Consider the following 18,850-nt stretch of genomic DNA (forward strand, 5'->3'; position numbering starts at 1 on the left):
AATGTGAAGGTGTAACTTTTTTAAAAAAACCAATTAAGCCTTGTATTGCAGTCTTTTAAGTCCCCCTTTGGGGGATTTAGGGGGCTGTAGTTTTAACGTTAACAGAGACTAAAATCTCTTTTACATGCATAATTCGGGTTAAAGACTGAAAGACTAAGCGTAACAGTTTTTAACAATTATATTTCACTTACATATTATTATATTTACCATGTTAAGTTCCCCTTTGGGGGATTTAGGGGGCTGCTTTCCAAAATTAGGCATAAGTATTTGTTTAAAAATAAGTTTAGATAGTACTTACGTAACTTTATGAATAATCCGGAATAATGAGGGTAAAATATAAAAAATCTCCCGCAAAGTTCGCAAATAAAGAATCCAGGAGAAAAGCATAGACTTTGGAATTTTCTTTTACTCTGTCACTTTGCAGCTTCTTTTAATATCCCTCCGCCAGAGAGGATGATCCCCTCGGGTCGGCGGCGCCGAAAAATATTTTGCCCCGGTGCATGATAGTCTGCGTACAGCCCATGTATCCCCGTACTTCCACCTTGTAGCCGCTTTCCATCAGACGGCGCAGGGTGACCTCATTCAAACCTTTCTCGACATAGAGAACATCGGGCATCCACTGGTGGTGAATACGGACTGCATTCGTGGCGTCGGCTATGTTCATCCGGTGATCCAGCACATTCATGATCACCTGCAGAGTAGTGGTGATGATTCTGCTCCCTCCCGGGCTTCCGGTTACCAGGTATGCTTTGCCGTCCTTGAGTACTATGGTCGGGGTCATGCAGGAGAGCATCCTTTTCCCCGGCTCTATTGCATTCGCGGCGTCTCCGAGGAGGCCATAAGCATTGGACGCGCCGACCTTGGCGGAGAAATCATCCATTTCGTCGTTCAGGAGAATTCCAGTCCCGGCGGCGGTAATGCAGGCGCCATAGCTGAAATTCAGCGTATACGTATTGGCAACCGCATTGCCGTATCTGTCCATGACCGAATAGTGGGTGGTCTGATCGCTTTCATAGCCGCCCGGATTCCCCGGCAGTATTTCGGCGCTTGGAGTCACCTTCCTGAGATCGATTTTCTTCAGGAGGTCATCGGCGTAACGCCTGGAGGTAAGACCGGCCGCAGGCACCTTTACAAAATCCGAATCGCCCAGGAATTTTGAGCGGTCGGCATAGGCCAGTTTCATGCATTCCACCATCAGGTGGATGGTTTCCGGGGTGTTGCATCCGAGGGAATCCACCGGAAACTGCTCCAGAAGGTTAAGCATCTGGATGAGATGAACACCGCCGGAGCTGGGAGGCGGCATGGAGTAGATGTCGTATCCCCGGTAGACGCCGTGGACAGGTTTCCGTATGACCGGATGATAGGCCGCAAGGTCTTTCGGTGTGATAAGGCCGCCGTTCGCTTCCATGTCGGCGGTGATTTTCTTTGCGATGCTCCCGCTGTAAAAAGCCTGGGGGCCATCCCTGGCGATTTCTTTAAGGCTCCAGGCCAGGTCTTTTTGCACGATACGCTCGCCTGTCTCGTAAGGTTCGCCGCCCTCCTTGAAAAAAACCGCCATGCTGGCCGGATAGTTTATCATCTCTTTTTTCGCGCCGAGGAGAGAATCATGCAGATATTCATCCACGATAAAACCCTTATCCGCCAGCTCGATTGCCGGTTTCAAAGCTTTTGAGAGGGGAATCGTACCGTATTTCTTCAGCGCCAGGGCGAGACCGGCCACAGTCCCCGGCACTCCCACCGCCTGGTAGCTGTAGGTCGATTTACGGGGGATGACAGCGCCGTCCTTATCGAGATACATATCCCGTGAGGCCGCTTGCGGGGCTTTCTCACGGTAATCGATGGCAATGGTCTCATGGGACCTGGCCAGGTGTACCAGCATGAAACCTCCTCCGCCAAGGTTCCCGGCGGAGGGCAGGGTAACCGCCAGCGCAAATCCGACAGTCACAGCGGCGTCAACCGCGTTTCCCCCTTCCCGGAGAACTTCCAGACCCGCCCGGGTCGCCAGGGCATGCTGGCTGGATATCATACCGTTCCGTGATTCGACCGGCTGTACTGTTCCCGGTGCGGGAAGTTCAGCCCGTGATGTTCCTGAACTAAACAACAGGAGAATAAGCAACGGTAGAATATTAATGAGGAAGACTAACTTTTGGGGAAAATTGGTTTCTGCTTTCTTTTGTTTCAACGCGCCCGGATTCATGGATTCTCCTCGTATTGCGGCTCTGGTGATCGGACGATGTCATGCCGAACTTGTTGCCGCTTTGCGGGAACGATAATACCGTTTCGGCATCTTTATTTTTGACAGGATTTACAGGATTAACATGATTCTATTTTTATAAGTCTCTTTGAAGGGTTCATCGCGCTGGATTATATCTCACCAGCCAGCGCAGAATAAAACCCGTCAACTGAATTTGAGAATCGGTATTCTCTGCAGTCAGGACATCCGCATTCTGTCCATAGAAAGATTTCACCATCCCGGTCACCCGATCACTTAGCTCCGTGGAAGCAGGCTTCCCGTCTCCGTCCAGAGCATCCACAAGCATGCAGGGGCGGGGAGCGAGAAGTCCCAGGAGATCCGGCAGATCATAGGAAAGGAGCGCGGAAGGCACAATGGTGGAGCCGATTCCCTGATCATAAAACCGGTGATGCAGGATCGATTCCCAGGAAAGCGGAGATTCGACCAGCGCCAAAGCGGAAAGGGATTTTTCGAACGCAGCGGCATGGATAAGCGCGGGGCCGGTTAAGCCCCGCGAAAGGGCGGATAGTTTGCCGGGCGCCGCATCAGGCCGTAAAGCCAGATACCGCAGGGCGCGGGATGCTGCCCCGGCCTGGATTCCGGTCACACTGCCGCCGATGAGCTGGGCGCCGAAAACGAGGTTATAGCTTATCCCCCGGATGACCGAATCATCGCCCTTTACGCTGCTTGACAGCTCCCCGAAGCCGGGAAGATCTACCGCCAGTACAAGATACCCGTTGCGTACGAGCGATTCGACCAGCCCGCCGGTCCCGGTATCGCTCTCTTTACCCTTCTGACTCACATACAGTACCCCCGGATGTTTTCCTCCGCCATCCGGAACAAATGCCAGCGCCGGTATAGGGAGTGGTGCTTCGGCGTCGATGATCAGTTTCTCGATAGAATACCCTTCATGCCGAAACCTCCCGGCAAAAACCGTTTCGGAGAGCTTTTTCGCCTGAGAAAAACCGGAGAGAGCCTGAACAGCCCTGCGGACTTTTTCCGAGTGCACTGCCGCCTGTTTCCGGGAATTTTCAAGATTCTTGAGAATGCTTTGAGAGTCATCTCGGATGAAGTCATAGACGGTTTTTGAACCTGCGGAGGCTGTTTGTCCGGTCGAGGTGACCTTGAGAAGCTCCGGGTGGATCGAAGGGATGGTTTCATCATCGGGGCTGCCGCTCACACCGAAGGTTTTCATGAAAAACGCATATACCCGCTCACGATTCAGTTTTGTAGATTGATGGGGGGCGTCATCCTCGATCATCCGCAGGTTCTCCTCCGCTCCCAGCGCCTTGAATGCGGGGCGGGCCGCCTGAACAGTCTCACGGGCGCCCTGGATGCTGAACATGTCGCGGGTGGTGGTGACTATCAAGGTCGGTTTAGGCGCGCGGGCCAGGATGAAATCGCCGTGGTCGAGTCCGGACGAAATCTGACCGAGCAGGTTCTGCTCCGCATCCTGCGGGCCGATGGACTGGAAAAGGCGGCGGAAGCTGGTTATGTAACATTCCGGGGCTGCCGCGGCAATCCGGCTGTCCATGGCGCCGATGTACGCCGACATAGTGCCTCCTCCGGAACGGCCGTGCACGCCGATCTTTCCGGGATCGACATCCGGCCTCGCAACAAGATAGTCAATCGCCCGGATGCCGTCCCAGAGGCGAACCATGGCCATCGTCCGCCCCAGGAGAAGATAGGGGAGACCGGCATAGGAATGTTCGTTCGTCGGCCCCCCGATGACCGATGTATTCTTCCGGGGGTCAAAGTATTGCAGACGCTCGCCCTGACCCACCGGATCGATGGCGAAAACCGCTATCCCCTTGCGGGCAAGGTTGAGGATCACTGCCTGATACGGCTCCGACCTAAACCCGTCCACGGAATGGCCGCAAACATACAGGACTACGGGAAGCCTCCCCTTTGCCTGCGCCGGTTTGAAGAAACAGCCGGTAACCTGGAATCCGGGGCGCGACTCGAAAATCACCTTCTCAACCTTAACCCCCTCATGCTCGAATTCCCCGGTTGTGCGGGCGTTCAGCGGTGTTTTTTCCGGCAGCGGGCCGAATGCATCACGGAGTTTCTGCCTGATGCCGGTAATATATCCTTTCCATTCCTCGGGGGTTTTGATTCGCGCCAGGGCGGCATCGCGACTGTCAAGGTATGAATAGGCTTCACGCACAATCTCGTTATAGAGCGCCTGGTCGGCCCCGGCATACTGCCTCCAGCCTTTCAGGACAGTGAGGTCTTCCGTCTGCGCGCAGGCGTTTGCGGAGAAAAGAAACATAAAGATTGCTGAGATACAGAAGATTGGAATAGAACGAAAGAGCAAGGACAAAAGGGTTTTCATTGCATCCTCCCAAGTTATAAAAGGGCAGTATCAAATGTCGTCGTATTTGATTTCTGGAAGATACGAGGATTTTTTCGGTTTGACAAGCGTTGAGAAAATGTTGTTAGTCATACATCCCCTCTCTTAAAAAAAGGGGGTGCTTTACAAGCGTAATCTATAAAAATAACTTGACCTTGCCTATTCTTCATGGATACCTTGAGATGCACCAAGGAAACAGTAATGTACCGGTCATTGAAACCATTCAAATTCATCCGGGTGAACTATGAGAAGACGTCATTTTATGCAAACCGCGCTGGCGCTGCCGCTTGCAGCCGGCTGTTCCGCCATGAAACCCTCCCTGCACGGCCCCGGCCTCGTGGACACACCGGAAAAGAGGCAAACATATCTTTCGAAAATGCTGAAAGCCCTTGTCACCGATCTTGGCCCGCACCCCATCGGTTCCCCGCAGTTTGACAAAGCGCTGGCGATAGTTAAAAAGGAGCTGGAATCGGCCGGATTCACAACTACGCTCGATACCATCGAATTCAGCCAGTGGGTTTTGAGAACCAAAGTGGATTTAACTGTCGGCGGGAAAGCGGTGGAAGCCTGCCCCAGCCCCGGTACTCGGGGCACTTCGCCGGAAGGTTTGACCGGGACATTGAAGAAGAATGCCAGCGCGACGATTCCTTACTACCTTATCGATTCCGCCGGAAACACTATCGCAATTGTCACCATTGCCCCCAAAGGCAAAGCTTGTCCGCGGTCGTGGATGACCTATGACAAGGAACCGGGAGGTATTACCAATGTATGTGTGGGAAAACAGGATGTTTCCATTCTCGAAGCGGCTGTATCCGAAAAGACTCCGGTTCATTTACACTATATAGTCGATTACATTCCCGGAAAGAAAACCAGCAATCTGATCGGCACCCTTCCCGGTGAAAGCCCCGACCAGATCGTGTACTATGCGCACCTCGACACAACCTACAACGCTCCCGGCGCCAATGATAACACTTCTTCCGTGATCATGCTGCTCATGATCGCACATGCGCTTTCGGGTACCCGTCCTAAAAAGACAGTGAGGATCATGGCCACCACCGGGGAAGAATATGCCTGGCTGGGGGTGAAACACCTGGCACAGACATGGAAAGCCGACGGCACCCTGCAGAAAATAAAATTCATCGCCTGTTTCGACGGGGTAAGCTGGGGCCCGGATATGTCGATCATCACCAAAGATAAAGAACTGATGGATATCCTGCTCGCCATAACGAAAGATCTGCATCTCAAAGGCACGCCGGAATGGAGAAATGGAAGCGATAGCGGCCGTGAAACCCGCCCTCTTCGGGATGCGGGTCTCACCGCCCGCGGACTTGTATGCGATTCGGTGCCGGACAGCGATATGAACGCCATCACCTGGCACCGCCCGGAGGATGTGGCTGCCACGGTAAGATTCGAGCCGGTAGAGATCGCCTTCCAGTTGTTCAAAGAGTTCCTGAACCGGATTCAGAATATGTAAAAAGAAGAGTATCAAAAGTCTGATAACCCGAACGATTCATGAAATATTTTTCGGATTATACACAAACAAATTTTCTTGATACTATCTTATTGTAATTAATTATTTTATAAACTCACCCCCTGACCCCCTCTCTTATAAATAATAGAGGGGGAAACCCCGTGGCCTTTCTCAAGCCATTTGTTATGAGGCAAAGAGGGGTCTTCCCCTCTATTGCTTGCAAGAGAGGGGATTATGGGGTGAGTTAAAAAGAGGTATGAATAAATAAACGTTTGTTTAAATTTTACATAAACTTGATCTCATCCGCTCTCACCAAGTCCGGGTTTTTTTGAGCTGTTCGATCTGCCAGGGGGTGAGCTTTTTCCCTTTTTCTTTCAGCCAGGTGTCGAAATCCCGCTCGATGGGTTCGGACCATCTGCTGTCGATCTGGCCGGGGGTGTATTTGCCTTCACGAAGCCTCTGATGGCCGAAATCATCCCTATACCGTATCAGCTCGGAGGTTTCCACAACCTCTTCCGCAAGGTGCGCCGGGATGAAGATCACTCCCTCGGCGTTGGCCAGCACAACATCGCCGGGCATGACCGTCGCCCTCCCGATCCGTATGGGCGAGTTGATTCCCATGAGCATGACATCCACCAGGAACGAAGGGTCCCAGCCGCGCACGAATACCGGGAAATCCGCGATTTCATTTATGCCGCGCAGGTCGCGGCAGGCGCCGTCGATGATGATTCCGGTTCCGGTTTTCGTCTTGATGGAATTGCTCAGGTTGTCACCTGCGTAGGTTCCTCCCACAATCTTGCCGAACAGGTCGACTACCAGAACATCACGCTTGACCAGGGTGTCTATGATCCATGAATTTTGGGCGCCGATCCGTTTTTCCTTTTCCCCGCGTGCTTTGATGACATCGTTCACATCGGGCCGGAGGGGCATGAAAACGCCGGTCACTGCTCTCCCCACCAGATTGGGGCTGGGAATGTTGATTGTCCAGTTACCTTCGAACTGATCGTTGAATCCGTATTTTCGAAGCACAGACCATGCCTCCTCGATGGAGACATCCTTCATTCGGTCAAGGATGGCGTCAGGCACTTTGGGACGGCCGTCGGCGAAACGCTCTCCCTTGTAGAGCGGAGTATAATCAAGGAGGTCCTGTTTGTTAAAAACGCCTACCTGCGCATTGGCGCTGCTCCAAACCGCACACCATAAAAAAACGGCGGCGGTTCCGGCCAGAAGACTTTTACATAGTATGCTCATGTTGCTCCTTAGATCCTGAAACGAGTTCAGGATGACACGTGTCATGCCGAACTTGTTGCCGCTTCGCGGGAACGATGAAACCGTTGCCGCAGGCGGGAACGGTGAAACCGTTTCGGCATCTATGATTATTACCAACAATAAATTACATGAATTATCAGCTTTCTATTTCTTTTTCTTCGCCGTCCACTCGGCATTCCAGAATTCACCCATTTCCACCGTTCCCTTCATCGTGTCGCCATCGACCACGCCGGTGTAATGGAAGCTCACCGTGAGGGCCTCATTTTTCAGACGGCCGGTGAAATCCACCGTATTGTCCCTGACCGTACCCCGAAGTGTTCCTTCCTTAATTTCTCCACGGTAGGTTCCGGAAATGGCGGCGTCCTTCTGCGTGATGATCGCGATATGTTTCGCTGTACCACGGACAAAGGATAGGGTAATTTCCCAGGTTCCGTCGATAGTCGCCGCTTTCTCCTGGGCGGTGACGGCTGCGGGGAGAAGCAGGGAAAGAGTCACCAACAGAGATATTGTATATTTTACATTCATGTACTCCCTCTTATGAAAGACTCGTGAAAAAGCTTTTCCCTATGAGACAGCCTTGGACAGAACCTCCGCAATCCGCCGGGCGACGACGATTTCGTCCCCCTTTTCCATCATGTAGGACATAATGGAGAGTCCTTTCCCGTTAAGGGACATATAGATGCGGGGAATTCCCTCGCTGAGCTGACTGTTCGCCTCATCCGGGGTAATTTTTACCCTGCTCTGATCCCATGAGATATCCATGGTGGGCGCCACATTCGAGCGGCGCGTAGGCTGGTTGACGGTAAAGGTTACCGTTGGGATTTTTGCGGCCCGGTTTCCGATATAGTTCAGCTTGCGCTCCCACTCACGGAACTCGGCTTTGTGGTCGCGGTGGTTCACCCACATGTCGACTGCGGTGAGAAGGCCGATGATCTCCCCCTTATCGACCTTCATGGGACGGCCGAACGCGTGGTGCGGCGACATGTTGAGAAACGCGGCCCGGCAGAGGTCCTTCCGTCCGAGGAGCAGCCCTGCGCTCTGGGGTCCGCGCAGACATTTTCCGCCGCTGTAGGCAACAAGGTCTGCGCCTCCCTGCAGGTAGCGGTTCGGGACATCCGGGCGCTCGGCGGCGGCGTCCACGAGCACAGGGATGCTGTGACGCTTTCCGATTGCCACGATTTCCTCAAGGGTGATCCTGCCGTTGTCCAGCGCCTCGCCGAGGACGAAGATCATGGCGGTTTTGTCTCCCGCCGCATGTTCCATCGCATCGGCCGAGTTCACTTCGACCATTTTCGCCCCGGTCATCCACACCGAGCGGTCGTATACAACACGGTGAGAGGTATGGATGAGCACCTCGTTCTTCATCCCTGTGGTGTCGGGAAGCATGGACATCTTCTCCGGGTCGGCGCCGGCCATACAGGCCGCGGTTGCGCCGGTGATGGCGCCGGCCGCGCCGGAAGCGATTATGCCCCATTCGGCTCCGGTAAGCTCGGCAAGACGTTTGCCTGCGCCTTCCATGAGCTCGTCCATGTGCACGTAATGTTTCCCCGCTTCGTCCATGGCCGCTTTTACTTCGGGGAGCATGAGAGAGCCGCTCAGGATGGTCATTGTCCCCCAGCAGTTGATGACAGGGCGTACCCCGATGGATTCGTAGGTGGTGTGTAGCCCTTTCGTCCCGGAAGCAGCTTCAGCCCTGCTTCCGGCAAGCCCGGCCAGCGCTGCAAGCCCTGTGCCGCGAAAAAATCCCCGGCGGGAAAGAAGGCCGAAAAATCCATTTCCTTTATTGATTTCTTTCATGTGCAAACCTCCGGCTTTATTCCGTTTTCGTCTTTGCCGCGATGAACGATGCCCGTACCTTCACATCGTTCTTTTCATACCCTGAGTTTGGCATGAGACAGGTGCGGACTCCGGGGCCTGCGGAGAAAAATTCCTTGTACACATTGTTCATGGGAGCATAGTCGTTGATATCTTTGAGGTAGACATGGCCGGAAACGATGTCTGCGAATCCAAGCCCGGCGGCGGTAAGAACGTCCTGATGGTTGCGCGCCATTCCGCGCACCTGCTGTTCGATATCGGCCGGAACCGCGCCCGTGGAGATGTCAAATCCCGAAAGAGAGGATATATAGAGAGTATTTCCCGCCCAAACCGCGGGACTTGCGGCCAGTGCGCTTTCTCCGGGAATGGATTTCATATCCGGGGGACGTACTGCTTTACGGTCTTTGAGGTTCGTAGCTGCCCAGCAGGTAAGCTCGACATGCGAGCCGCCCGGAATCCAGTCCACGAACACAGAAGCGAGCGCCGGCTCATCCCCGCGTTTGAAGAATTCGCTGTAGACCTTGGCCGCGACAGCGTAGTTTTCATAGCTGTCGAGGAAAAGGTGCATCATGACCGTGTGACGGAAGTCCAGCCCGGCCTCCTTCAGCGTAGCCTGCACATTACGCATGGTCTGGCGGACCTGATCCTCGAAAGCTGCCGGATGCCCGCCGCCGGGAAGCTGGTCGCCCTTGCCGGAGATATAGAGCATGTCTCCCGCTATGATGCCAGGTGTAAAAGGGAATCCTTCAGGCGGTGTCCCGACAGGCTTCACACCCTTTGGGTCGGCATAGGCGATGCAGGTGATTTCGATGCGGGAGTCGCCGGGAACCTGGGGCACTCCCAGCGTAGTGCGCGCGGGCGGATTTTTGGGGAAGAATTCAGCGTAAACCTTGTTGAATTCCGGATAATAATTAGGGTCTTCCAGGTAACAGAATGAATGGACCACGCTGTTCATGTCGAGACCAGCGGTCTGGAGCGTCTTCCGGACCTCGTTCAGGCAGTTTCGGACCTTGCCTGCGATTTCCTCGTCGGGTTTGTAGTCACCCTTTCCCGCAACATACACGGTATTTCCCACCATAACGCCCGGCGCGAAAAGACCGGCAGGGCGTTTTCCGTCCGGTGTGAGGAATTTCTTCACAGGGAGCTGGGCAAAAGCGGGGAACGCCGAGACGAAGAGAAAGGTAAGTGGAAAGAGCCATAGACAGTTTTTAATCATGGTACGGTTCTCCTGTTTTATATCTTTACGGAATTTTTCTCGATGTACTTTTCCACCTCGGTTTTACCCTCCGGGCGGCGCTGATTGATATAGTAGAAGCATTCGGCGTACTTCAATCCGTGCTCCTTGCCGTTGCGCTCCTCGTCGCCGAGCATGAAATGGCGGATGTAATCACGGTCTGCGGTACGGTCGTCATTGCCGAGAATGGGGAGCTTTTTCCCCTGTTTCGCAAGGCTCGCACGGAGGAGAGAGCCGGAATTCCCGCCTCCCTGGGAGCGGCACTCTGCAATGGAGTCGATTTTTTTCTCCACGTACGAGCCGATGTCCACTACACGGTTATAGGGCTGGCCGGGACGGCCCACGAAGTAGTAGCGCTCCAGGACGCTGTGGGGCTGGATACCCGCCTCGCGGTGCTCCGGGTAGTCATTACCCATACCGGACATCCAGCAGGCTTCTTCCGCCACCCGTCCGGTCACCCAGTGATCTGGATTCTCCTCGCCGTGCCCCCACGGATTGAAAGTGACAACCGTATCCACTTTCAGCATCCGAAAGATGAACACCAGCCGTGAACGGAATTCCAGCGTGGAGATGGAGTTCATATCGTGGTTGCGATAGTAGAGGTCGTACACATCGGAGAAGCCGACAACCTTCGCCATCTTGAAATGCTCCTCCTCATTGCTCTTGATATTACGGTTCGTGGTGCCGGGGCCGCAGCGCTCATCGTTCGTGGTGCGGATGATGTAGCCGGTATATCCTTCACCGATGAGCTTGGCGCAGGTCCCGGCGCAGTAGTAGGGGATATCGTCCAGATGGGCGTGAATGGCCGCGAAAACCTTTCCTTTGTGGGGCGTCCCTTCGGCGTCCTTTTCCACCACGATTTCCCCGATATCGGATCTGCTCATATAAACTCCTTATTTCAGCGGCACAGCGTTCTTTTTAATGTAATCGTCCATGGTCGGAGCGTAGCTCGCCCCCGGGCCGATGTAATGGAACGCTTCGGCATATTCGACGCCGTATTTCTTGCCGAGCGCCCTTTCATCCTCAAGGAGGAACTGCTTCACATATTGGAAATTGGCGGTATCGTCGCTGTCTCCCAGCACAGGGAGTTTCTTCCCCTCCTTAGCCAGGCGGTCGCGGAGCTTTACTCCCGCTCTGCCGGCGGGGCCCTGGGACTTGTTGGCCGTATTCGATCGTACCATTTCGTCCACATGGGAGCTGATGTCCACAATGCGGTTGACAAGCTGTGGCCCGCGGGCATGGTAATACTTTTCACGGACGCTGCGGGGCTTGATGCCAGCTTTGAAGTGTTCGGGGTAATCCTTGCCGCCGCCCGCCATCCAGCAGGCCGCCTCCACTGCCTGTGCGGTGATGTAGTGATCCGGGTTCTCTTCGTAAAGGCCCCACGGGTCATATCCGATGACCGTATCCACTTTCAGCACCCGGAACAGAAAGATAAGCCGGGCTTTCATCTCGATGATGTCGATATCCTCCATGCGGTGGTTACGGTAACCGAGGTTAAAAACTTTCTTAAGGCCGAGCGCTTTTGCAACCTCGAGAACATCATCCTCGTTCCCTACCACCGTGTCGCCCACTGTTCCCGGCCCAGCGTGGTCGTCGTTCGTGGTGTTGATGAGGTAGCCGGTGTAGCCCTCGCTGATGAGCTTGGCTACCGTCCCGGCAGCGAAAATGGGGATGTCATCTGCGTGAGGCTGTATGGCGGCGAGAACCTTGCCATCGTGCGGACGGCCCGGGATGTCACGCTCCACAACGAGGTCATCGGTGAAAATCATGCGGATCGACTGTGAGGCATACGCGGGCGGTGCGCCGGACATGCCCGCCGCGCCGCCCACGAGCGCGCCTCCAGCAAGCGTCCTTCCCAGGAACGTGCGCCTTTCCATACTCATACCTCCTTGAGAAATGATGCGGATACCATCAATATTATGTTAAGAAAAGATACATTTTTTTTCAAATGGTACATAGGGCTTTTTTACGCGAATCAAGTGAGAAAATGCTGTCATCTCATACGCATTTTATGTATATATACAAAGAGAAATATGTCATTGCACTCTGATAAGGAGAAATTGGAATGAGTAAAGTACTGTCGGCAATGATTTGCATGTCGATACTATTCTTGGCTGGTATTCCTGCTGTTGCCCAGCAGGGCGCACAGTACGATCTCCTGCTCAAGGGCGGCCGGGTGATCGATCCGGCGAACCAGGTGGACATGGTCACGGACGTCGCCGTTCAGGGCGCGGTTATCGCACGGACGGCCAAAAACATCCCGGCGGGGGAAGCGAAAAAGGTCATCGACGTTTCCGGATATATCGTCACCCCCGGATTCATCGACATGCATGTGCACGCCTTCTATACCTTTTTCACCCCGGAGGCGAGGTCGATTATCGCCGATGACAAGAGCTTTATTTCCGGTGTTACCACCGTGGTCGATGCGGGCACTTCCGGGGCGAAGAGTTTTCCGGATTTCAAAAAGCTGATAGACTCCTCCAAAACCCGCATTCTGGCGTTCCTCAATATCTCCGCCACAGGAATGAACGAAGGGGAGCAGAATCCCCACGAGTTCGATGTTGCCCTGGCGGTGGAGACGACGAAGAAATATCCCAATAGTATCGTGGGATTCAAATCCGCTCATTACTGGACTACCAGGCCTTACGACCCCATCCATACACCCTGGGCTTCTGTGGACAGCCTCGTGGAGGCGGGCCGCCTGGCCAATCTGCCGGTGATGGTCGATTTCTATCCCCGCCCGGCGCAGGGAGACTATCCTGAGCGCTCCTACCATGATCTTATCCTCTTGAAACTCCGCCCGGGAGACATCCATACCCATAATTTTGCCCGTCATATTCCGGTTCTGGACGATGACGGCAGGGTGAACGAAGACCTCATTGCCGCACAGAAAAGGGGGGTGATTTTCGACCTGGGGCACGGCGCCGGGAGTTTCGTGTACCGTAATGCAGTCCCGGCAATCCGGCAGGGATTCATTCCCAATACCATCAGCACCGATCTCCACGGGGCCAACTCCAGCGGTCCGGTCATAACCATGATCACAGTCATGTCAAAACTGCTGAATATCGGCGTTCCGCTTGAGGATATCATCCGCCGCACAACGGTGAATCCGGCGAATGTCATTCATCATCCGGAGTTGGGAAACCTGAGCGCCGGCTCGCCTGCGGATATTGCGGTAATCCGGCTGGTAAAAGGCGATTTCGCCTTCCTCGATTCGAGCGGCGGAAAACTACGGGGAGATAAGAAACTGGAGTGTATGATGACCGTATCCGGCGGGAAGATTGTCTATGACCCGAATGCCTGGAGTTATCCCGCATACGATAAGATTCCAAAAGATTCCGATTACTGGAAGAATCCCACGGGGATGAAAAGATAGGGAATATCCCAATACAGTTCATTTAACCACGAAAATCACGAAAAACACGAAATTTGCTTTTTGATAAAATCATTTTTTGTGCCTTTTGTGTGGTTCGTGGTTAATTATCCTGTCTTTTTTCGCCTAAGTGAACCGTATTGCCCGTAACCCTGACCAGCCTTACCCTAGTTCTCTTTTTCCACAGGATAGGGGACGAGAGGTTTGAAGGTCTTCACCTCGCCCCCCGTGGCCGGGAACGAGAACCGCCAGATGGGCTGATTCAGTGTCACATCGCGCTCTTTCAGGAGAGAGGCGAACAGTGTGTCCCACCCTGAAGGGGCGAGCGCCGTGTCACTGTTCCCGAACGGCATGGCGGCGAAGAAAATTACTTCCCCTTTGCCCAGGCTGCGGCTGAAAACGGCCGGTTTCCCGTCTTCGAAGGTGAAAAGCGCCACGGCGCCTTTGGGGAGAGCGACCGTACGGGCTGCCCGACCAATTCCCGGCGAGAGAGGCAATGCATCGATTCCCGCAAACCGTTTCCGTCCCTCAGGCGTAGGAATGATCTGCGCGGCATCACGCTTCACGCCCAGGGGAGCGCCCACGAGGCGGAGACGTTCACTGTCCAGTGACCCGGTCTCGATGTCATACTGGATCGCATCCGGGTCGAGTATAATGAGAGTTGCGCCTCTCACCACTTTCTCGATGAGGAGGCTGACGAATGACCGGGAAACATATCCCAGCTCCGGCGCGATTATCACGTTTACGCCTTCCAGAGACTGCAAACCCTTCCGCACGTGATTTTCACCAACCAGAGTGTACCATGCGCCGAGTTTTTCTCCCAGAAGGACATGGAGAGTATAGTGCGGATGGAGGATGGCGTCATTCACCGCTGCCCGCGAATCATCGCTGAAAATTACCGCCAGGTCTTTCGATTTCGGGATATCGAGTGCCGGGAGGTCTTTCCAGAGACGGGCCAGGCGGAGCGATTCGGTATAAATTTCAGGCCAGGCGAAACGAGAGTTGCCCATCGAATACCACTCCAGGTGGGTAGCCCCCGCTTTGGCGGCCTGGCTGGCCCACTCACGGAGGTCATCGCGGGTCGGAGTTATCCCCGCGTATTTAAAAGCCTGGAGAATCATCTTCACCGGCTTCCCGGCGGCAAGATCGGTCACCATCTTGCTCACGAACCCGACATGGTAGAGCGCCCGGGCTTTCCCGTCACGGTTGAGATTGGTGGTTGGATAGGGATCGGCGGAGAAGATGTCGGTCACATCGTAGATAACGGACTGATCGATGAAATCGATGGAATGACGGACCGGCTGGTCGATCACATCGCGGATATTGATGGCGTTGCGGTTGTATGCCTGGTGCACTTTTCCGGGGGCGAGGCGGCGCATGATCTCGTGCTCATGTTTCGCCGCCGGGTAGAGCTGCTGGTTCAGCCAGCGCCACATGGCAATGCGGAGCAGCGCCACATCCCGCGGCGGCTTGTTTAGAATATGGGGATCGGTCGGCCATTTACTCCAATCCACTTTCATATCTCCCGGGGAAAGCTCGATGGAAACACCGTACTGTTTTTTCAAAGCGGCGTTCACCATCCCCACCACGGCTGGATTCCGTATGGTACAGGCATAATTAAGCGGCTCGTCTCTCCCGTTCAACACAGAGAACCATCTGCTCTTTCCATACAGGCCGAGCCAGCGCTCGGTATACACGCTTGCCGCATCGATATAGGTGGGATCCCAGCAGCCAACCATTTTGTCTGTTCCGACAAAAGCCGCCCCCTTGTCCCGCGCATCGTTTGATACCGCGCTTGAATGCGCCATGTAGGGCCACATCATCCCATATTTCTGAAACAGGCTGTCAGCGCCCTGCTCGCCCACGACTCTGAGCGACCAGGTGGCAAACGGGCCGTCCATGCCAGCCTCTCCGGCTTCTGTCAGGTAATGCGCCTGCTCCCTTGCCCACATTTCGGGAGTATATTTCTGCTGAACCTCTTTTGGCATGCCGTTCAGATAAAAGCCGTGAAACCAGGAGGTCACCCTGCGCTCCACTGCCTGTTTGGTCATAACGGACTGGTATACCGCATCCGGACGGTCGACCTTTAACTGGTCGTCCGCGTACGCCCGGAAAAAAGGAAAGCTGACAGCGGCTATTATGACAGGGATTAGGACGATTTTTCTTAGTGTTCTCATTTCCTCTCCGCAAAAATTCAAATCGTAACACGGCGGTTTTGTCGGCTGCATTTTTTTGATGAACCGACAAAAAGTAATTTTTACATTATTTTCTGGTGTTGTTAAACCTCACCCCCTGTCCCCCTCTCCTAGTCAGGAGAGGGGGTAACTCTCAGCGTAACATGTCTTTACCCTCTCCTAATTAGGAGAGGGTGGCTGAAGGCCGGGTGAGGTTTCGATAGAACGGAAAGCTTTGTAATACTTTTTGCCGAATCATCTTTTTTGTTAGCCAAAACCATTTTCAAGGCAGGTTCTCAAAATCAACACCTGAAATTGTGGTTAGTATTTCAATATATCCATATCATTTGTTGCTCGAGGATATCCGTGATAACCAACCGCATATCCACCAATCAATAAATACTGAATATTTTTATCGTTCAGTAATTTCAAAAACTCTTTGAAGTCTGGTGGTAGCACCATGTCCATAATTAATCCTTCTTAATACTTCGATGTGTCGCATTCTTTCAATTGGATTCCTGGCAAACCAATAATCTTTATCATCTGATTGATCTGATAATGATCCCACTGAAAAGAATCTTTTGTCTATCTTTATATTGATTAATTCGTTATCCATATCTTTCGCTTTCGATACTGATGGCTAACGCAGAATTCAGCCGCCGGGTTCAAGGCGCGTTGCGCAAGCACAAGCTGCAACAGACGGACGTGTATCGCGAATGTTACCGGTCAACCTTCAACTGGTCGTCCGCGTACGCCCGGTAAAAAGGAAAGCTGACAGCGACTATTATGACAGGTAACAGGACGATTTTTCTTAGTGTTCTCATTTATTCTCCGTGTGAAAAAAATGCCGATTGACAACATTTGCTATGCAAGAAAAGGGAACCCGTTCAGCATAACGTCAGGCCTAACGGGCGGCGAGCTTGCGAGCCGTACCGTTCAGGCCGTTGTTGGGGCCTCCCCTTCCTTCGCTGTCATGGCGAGGAAGAACGGTGTGTATCCAGCGCCGAAAGGGCCGCGATAGCCCTGCTCCGTGTCTCTGACAGAGCGCATTCCTTCCGCAGCCAACATCCAGTCCATTTCCCGACACTTTGACGCTGCCACGTCGGCGATTTCCTCGCGCGTCAGCGGTCCTGAAACACCGCTCACCGGATTCTCGACTTCCCGTGGCTGCGAAAGCCGAAGGTTAAATTCCGTGTCCGCCTGTTCGACTGGTTCAAGAAGGAACCACGCGCATGGCACGCCGATTGAAAAATGCAGGAGACTGCTGACAAGGGGAACGCCAGCCAACACTGGAATCCCGAATCCGGCACCGACCCTGGCGCTGGCGAAGAGAAGACTGTTGAGTTTGACAAGGATAGTCTCGTCTCCTGCGTGAGTGACCTTCGGTCGTCTGGCGTATACGGCGAGGACCTTTACCCGGCGGTCCCCCATGCTCTCGTCCGCTGTTCTCGCACCCTCGCGGGTTGACGAGAACCGAAGGGGGATGATCCGTCTATGGTGCGCCGAAAGATGGCTGACAAGATCGGGCATCAGTGCATATGCCGCTGTATTCTCTGACATGAACCCGATCGATTTCATCTTCTGTCTCTGCTGCCCCAACAATAATTAGATTGATCCGCATAATATGCGGAATCTTGCTTTCCTGTCAAAATAACACGCCGCTGGATTATCTTACAGTTGCGCGCTAATCCTTGAATCTTCAGCTACTTGCGTTGCATTGAGCATTTTATTACAGCGTTTTATGCGGATCGGCATATCATCATCCGTCCTGGCCTCATAGCCCGTCCACGGGGCTTCGCACCCCCGGCCGGTCCCCGATTGAGGACATGGGTGTAGATCATCGTCGTCTTGACGTCGCTGTGACCCAGAAGTTCCTGTACGGTTCGAATGTCATAGCCAGCGAATGACACGGGGCTGTCATGCCGAACTTGTTTCGGCATCTATACCCCTCTGCAAACTTTTCCCCGTTTCCCTGAAAACGATTCTCACTGCATCCACCAGGTTGTTCGCCCTGAACTCGCCCGGCGCAAACTGTGTCCGGGGGCTGTCCGAGCTGAGGCCGGTATCGATGAGTATGGTGCGGACTCCGGCGCGCCTTCCGGCTTCCATGTCACGGAGGGAGTCGCCGATGAAAAAGGTCTCCGTAAGGGGAATATGTAAATCTTCCGCCGCCTGAAGGATCATGCCGGGAGCGGGCTTGCGGCAGGAGCAGCCGTCCGGGGTCTCGTGCGGGCAGTGATAGATGCGAAGGATGTCGCCTCCATACTCACGGATGCGCCGGATCATGAAATTATGGAGTTTCGCAAGCCCTTCCTCGGTCTGAAGTCCTTTGGCGATGCAGGCCTGGTTGGTGATTACGATGATTCCATAACCGGCCCCGGCGAGCATTTTCAATCCTTCGAGCGCCCCATCGGCCCATTCCCACTGTTCGATGGTTGTGGTGTAGTTGCCCCGCTCCGCGTTGATGACGCCGTCACGGTCAAGAAATACAAATTTCCGGTCGTTCAGAGTATCCTCCCGCCATAGTCACCCTGGGGAAAACGGTCGGGAAAATCCGGGAGTATTCCAAAAATATCAACCAGCCGTTTGGTGTTTTTCAAGGAATCTTCTTCCATAATTATGATTATCTTCGCTTTTTTATGAATAAATTCCCTTGGAATACTGATTGTTTCCGGCAAATCTTCATAATATGTTTTTATGGTTTGCATGTATATCCTCCTCTGCTTTGGCATTGAACACAGCAAATTCTTTGACAGGAGCAATATAGTCAATCTTCGTTTCGATACTAGTGTTAAGTCAATGCAATAAAGTTGGATTCATATTCCCCCCTTAACAAGGGGGGATGCCAAAGGCAGGGGGGATTTCTTCTTCCCGGCGAATAAAGATCCCCCCGCCGCTTGAGCGGCGACCCCCTTTTTAAGGGGG

Annotated in this window: 15 protein-coding genes and 1 pseudogene; 2 read left to right on the forward strand and 14 right to left on the reverse strand. The window is 53.6% G+C overall.

The window, feature by feature from the left end; genetic code table 11:
- Positions 1-430: 430 nt before the first annotated feature.
- Together ggt and Q8O92_10695 are read right to left on the reverse strand one after the other, a co-directional pair.
- The gene (ggt, locus tag Q8O92_10690; protein MDP2983782.1) at positions 431-2,197 is read right to left on the reverse strand and encodes a gamma-glutamyltransferase; all 1,767 of its coding nucleotides are present in this window, start codon (positions 2,195-2,197) and stop codon (positions 431-433) included.
- 154 nt (positions 2,198-2,351) lie between these two features.
- On the reverse strand, positions 2,352-4,568 hold the full coding sequence (locus Q8O92_10695) for an acetylxylan esterase (protein ID MDP2983783.1): 2,217 nt from the start codon (positions 4,566-4,568) through the stop codon (positions 2,352-2,354).
- A gap of 262 nt (positions 4,569-4,830) precedes the next feature.
- Here Q8O92_10695 and Q8O92_10700 point away from each other — a divergent pair, with 262 nt between their 5' ends.
- Positions 4,831-6,060, forward strand: a complete 1,230-nt coding sequence (locus Q8O92_10700; protein ID MDP2983784.1) for a M28 family peptidase — start codon at positions 4,831-4,833, stop codon at positions 6,058-6,060.
- A 306-nt stretch (positions 6,061-6,366) separates the two neighbouring features.
- On the opposite strand, the gene Q8O92_10705 is transcribed toward Q8O92_10700, so the two are convergent.
- Genes Q8O92_10705 through Q8O92_10730 form a run of 6 tightly spaced genes read right to left on the reverse strand, consistent with a single transcriptional unit; the run spans position 6,367 to position 12,255 of the window.
- Positions 6,367-7,443: an RraA family protein gene (locus tag Q8O92_10705; GenBank protein MDP2983785.1), complete on the reverse strand. Its 1,077-nt coding sequence runs from the start codon at positions 7,441-7,443 to the stop codon at positions 6,367-6,369.
- Positions 7,444-7,470: 27 nt separating this feature from the next.
- A complete protein-coding gene (locus tag Q8O92_10710) occupies positions 7,471-7,851 on the reverse strand; it encodes a hypothetical protein (GenBank protein ID MDP2983786.1) in 381 nt (126 codons plus the stop codon).
- 39 nt (positions 7,852-7,890) lie between these two features.
- A complete protein-coding gene (locus Q8O92_10715; GenBank protein MDP2983787.1) occupies positions 7,891-9,123 on the reverse strand; it encodes an aminotransferase class V-fold PLP-dependent enzyme in 1,233 nt (410 codons plus the stop codon).
- Between the two features lie 16 nt (positions 9,124-9,139).
- Positions 9,140-10,357, reverse strand: coding sequence for a RidA family protein (locus Q8O92_10720; protein ID MDP2983788.1), 1,218 nt, complete (start codon positions 10,355-10,357; stop codon positions 9,140-9,142).
- A gap of 17 nt (positions 10,358-10,374) precedes the next feature.
- Positions 10,375-11,259, reverse strand: a complete 885-nt coding sequence (locus tag Q8O92_10725) for a PIG-L family deacetylase (protein ID MDP2983789.1) — start codon at positions 11,257-11,259, stop codon at positions 10,375-10,377.
- Between the two features lie 9 nt (positions 11,260-11,268).
- Positions 11,269-12,255, reverse strand: coding sequence for a PIG-L family deacetylase (locus Q8O92_10730; GenBank protein ID MDP2983790.1), 987 nt, complete (start codon positions 12,253-12,255; stop codon positions 11,269-11,271).
- Between the two features lie 188 nt (positions 12,256-12,443).
- Here Q8O92_10730 and Q8O92_10735 point away from each other — a divergent pair, with 188 nt between their 5' ends.
- Complete coding sequence (locus Q8O92_10735; GenBank protein MDP2983791.1) at positions 12,444-13,754, forward strand: amidohydrolase/deacetylase family metallohydrolase; 1,311 nt, start codon at positions 12,444-12,446, stop codon at positions 13,752-13,754.
- Between the two features lie 164 nt (positions 13,755-13,918).
- On the opposite strand, the gene Q8O92_10740 is transcribed toward Q8O92_10735, so the two are convergent.
- From Q8O92_10740 to Q8O92_10765, 6 genes and pseudogenes are all read right to left on the reverse strand, one after another.
- The gene (locus tag Q8O92_10740) at positions 13,919-15,928 is read right to left on the reverse strand and encodes a hypothetical protein (GenBank protein ID MDP2983792.1); all 2,010 of its coding nucleotides are present in this window, start codon (positions 15,926-15,928) and stop codon (positions 13,919-13,921) included.
- A gap of 318 nt (positions 15,929-16,246) precedes the next feature.
- Entirely contained in the window at positions 16,247-16,393 is a 147-nt protein-coding gene (locus Q8O92_10745) for a hypothetical protein (GenBank protein MDP2983793.1), read from the reverse strand.
- A gap of 468 nt (positions 16,394-16,861) precedes the next feature.
- The gene (locus Q8O92_10750) at positions 16,862-17,503 is read right to left on the reverse strand and encodes a hypothetical protein (GenBank protein MDP2983794.1); all 642 of its coding nucleotides are present in this window, start codon (positions 17,501-17,503) and stop codon (positions 16,862-16,864) included.
- A 161-nt stretch (positions 17,504-17,664) separates the two neighbouring features.
- Positions 17,665-17,826: pseudogene (locus Q8O92_10755) on the reverse strand (tyrosine-type recombinase/integrase).
- A gap of 16 nt (positions 17,827-17,842) precedes the next feature.
- Positions 17,843-18,433 carry an HAD family hydrolase gene (locus Q8O92_10760; GenBank protein ID MDP2983795.1) on the reverse strand — a complete coding sequence of 197 codons (591 nt, stop codon included), beginning with the start codon at positions 18,431-18,433 and terminating at the stop codon, positions 17,843-17,845.
- Positions 18,430-18,633: a hypothetical protein gene (locus Q8O92_10765; GenBank protein MDP2983796.1), complete on the reverse strand. Its 204-nt coding sequence runs from the start codon at positions 18,631-18,633 to the stop codon at positions 18,430-18,432. Before Q8O92_10765 ends, Q8O92_10760 begins: the two co-directional genes overlap by 4 nt.
- Positions 18,634-18,850 lie beyond the last annotated feature (217 nt).

This window comes from Candidatus Latescibacter sp., from assembly GCA_030692375.1.
In the GTDB taxonomy this organism is placed as follows: domain Bacteria; phylum Latescibacterota; class Latescibacteria; order Latescibacterales; family Latescibacteraceae; genus JAUYCD01.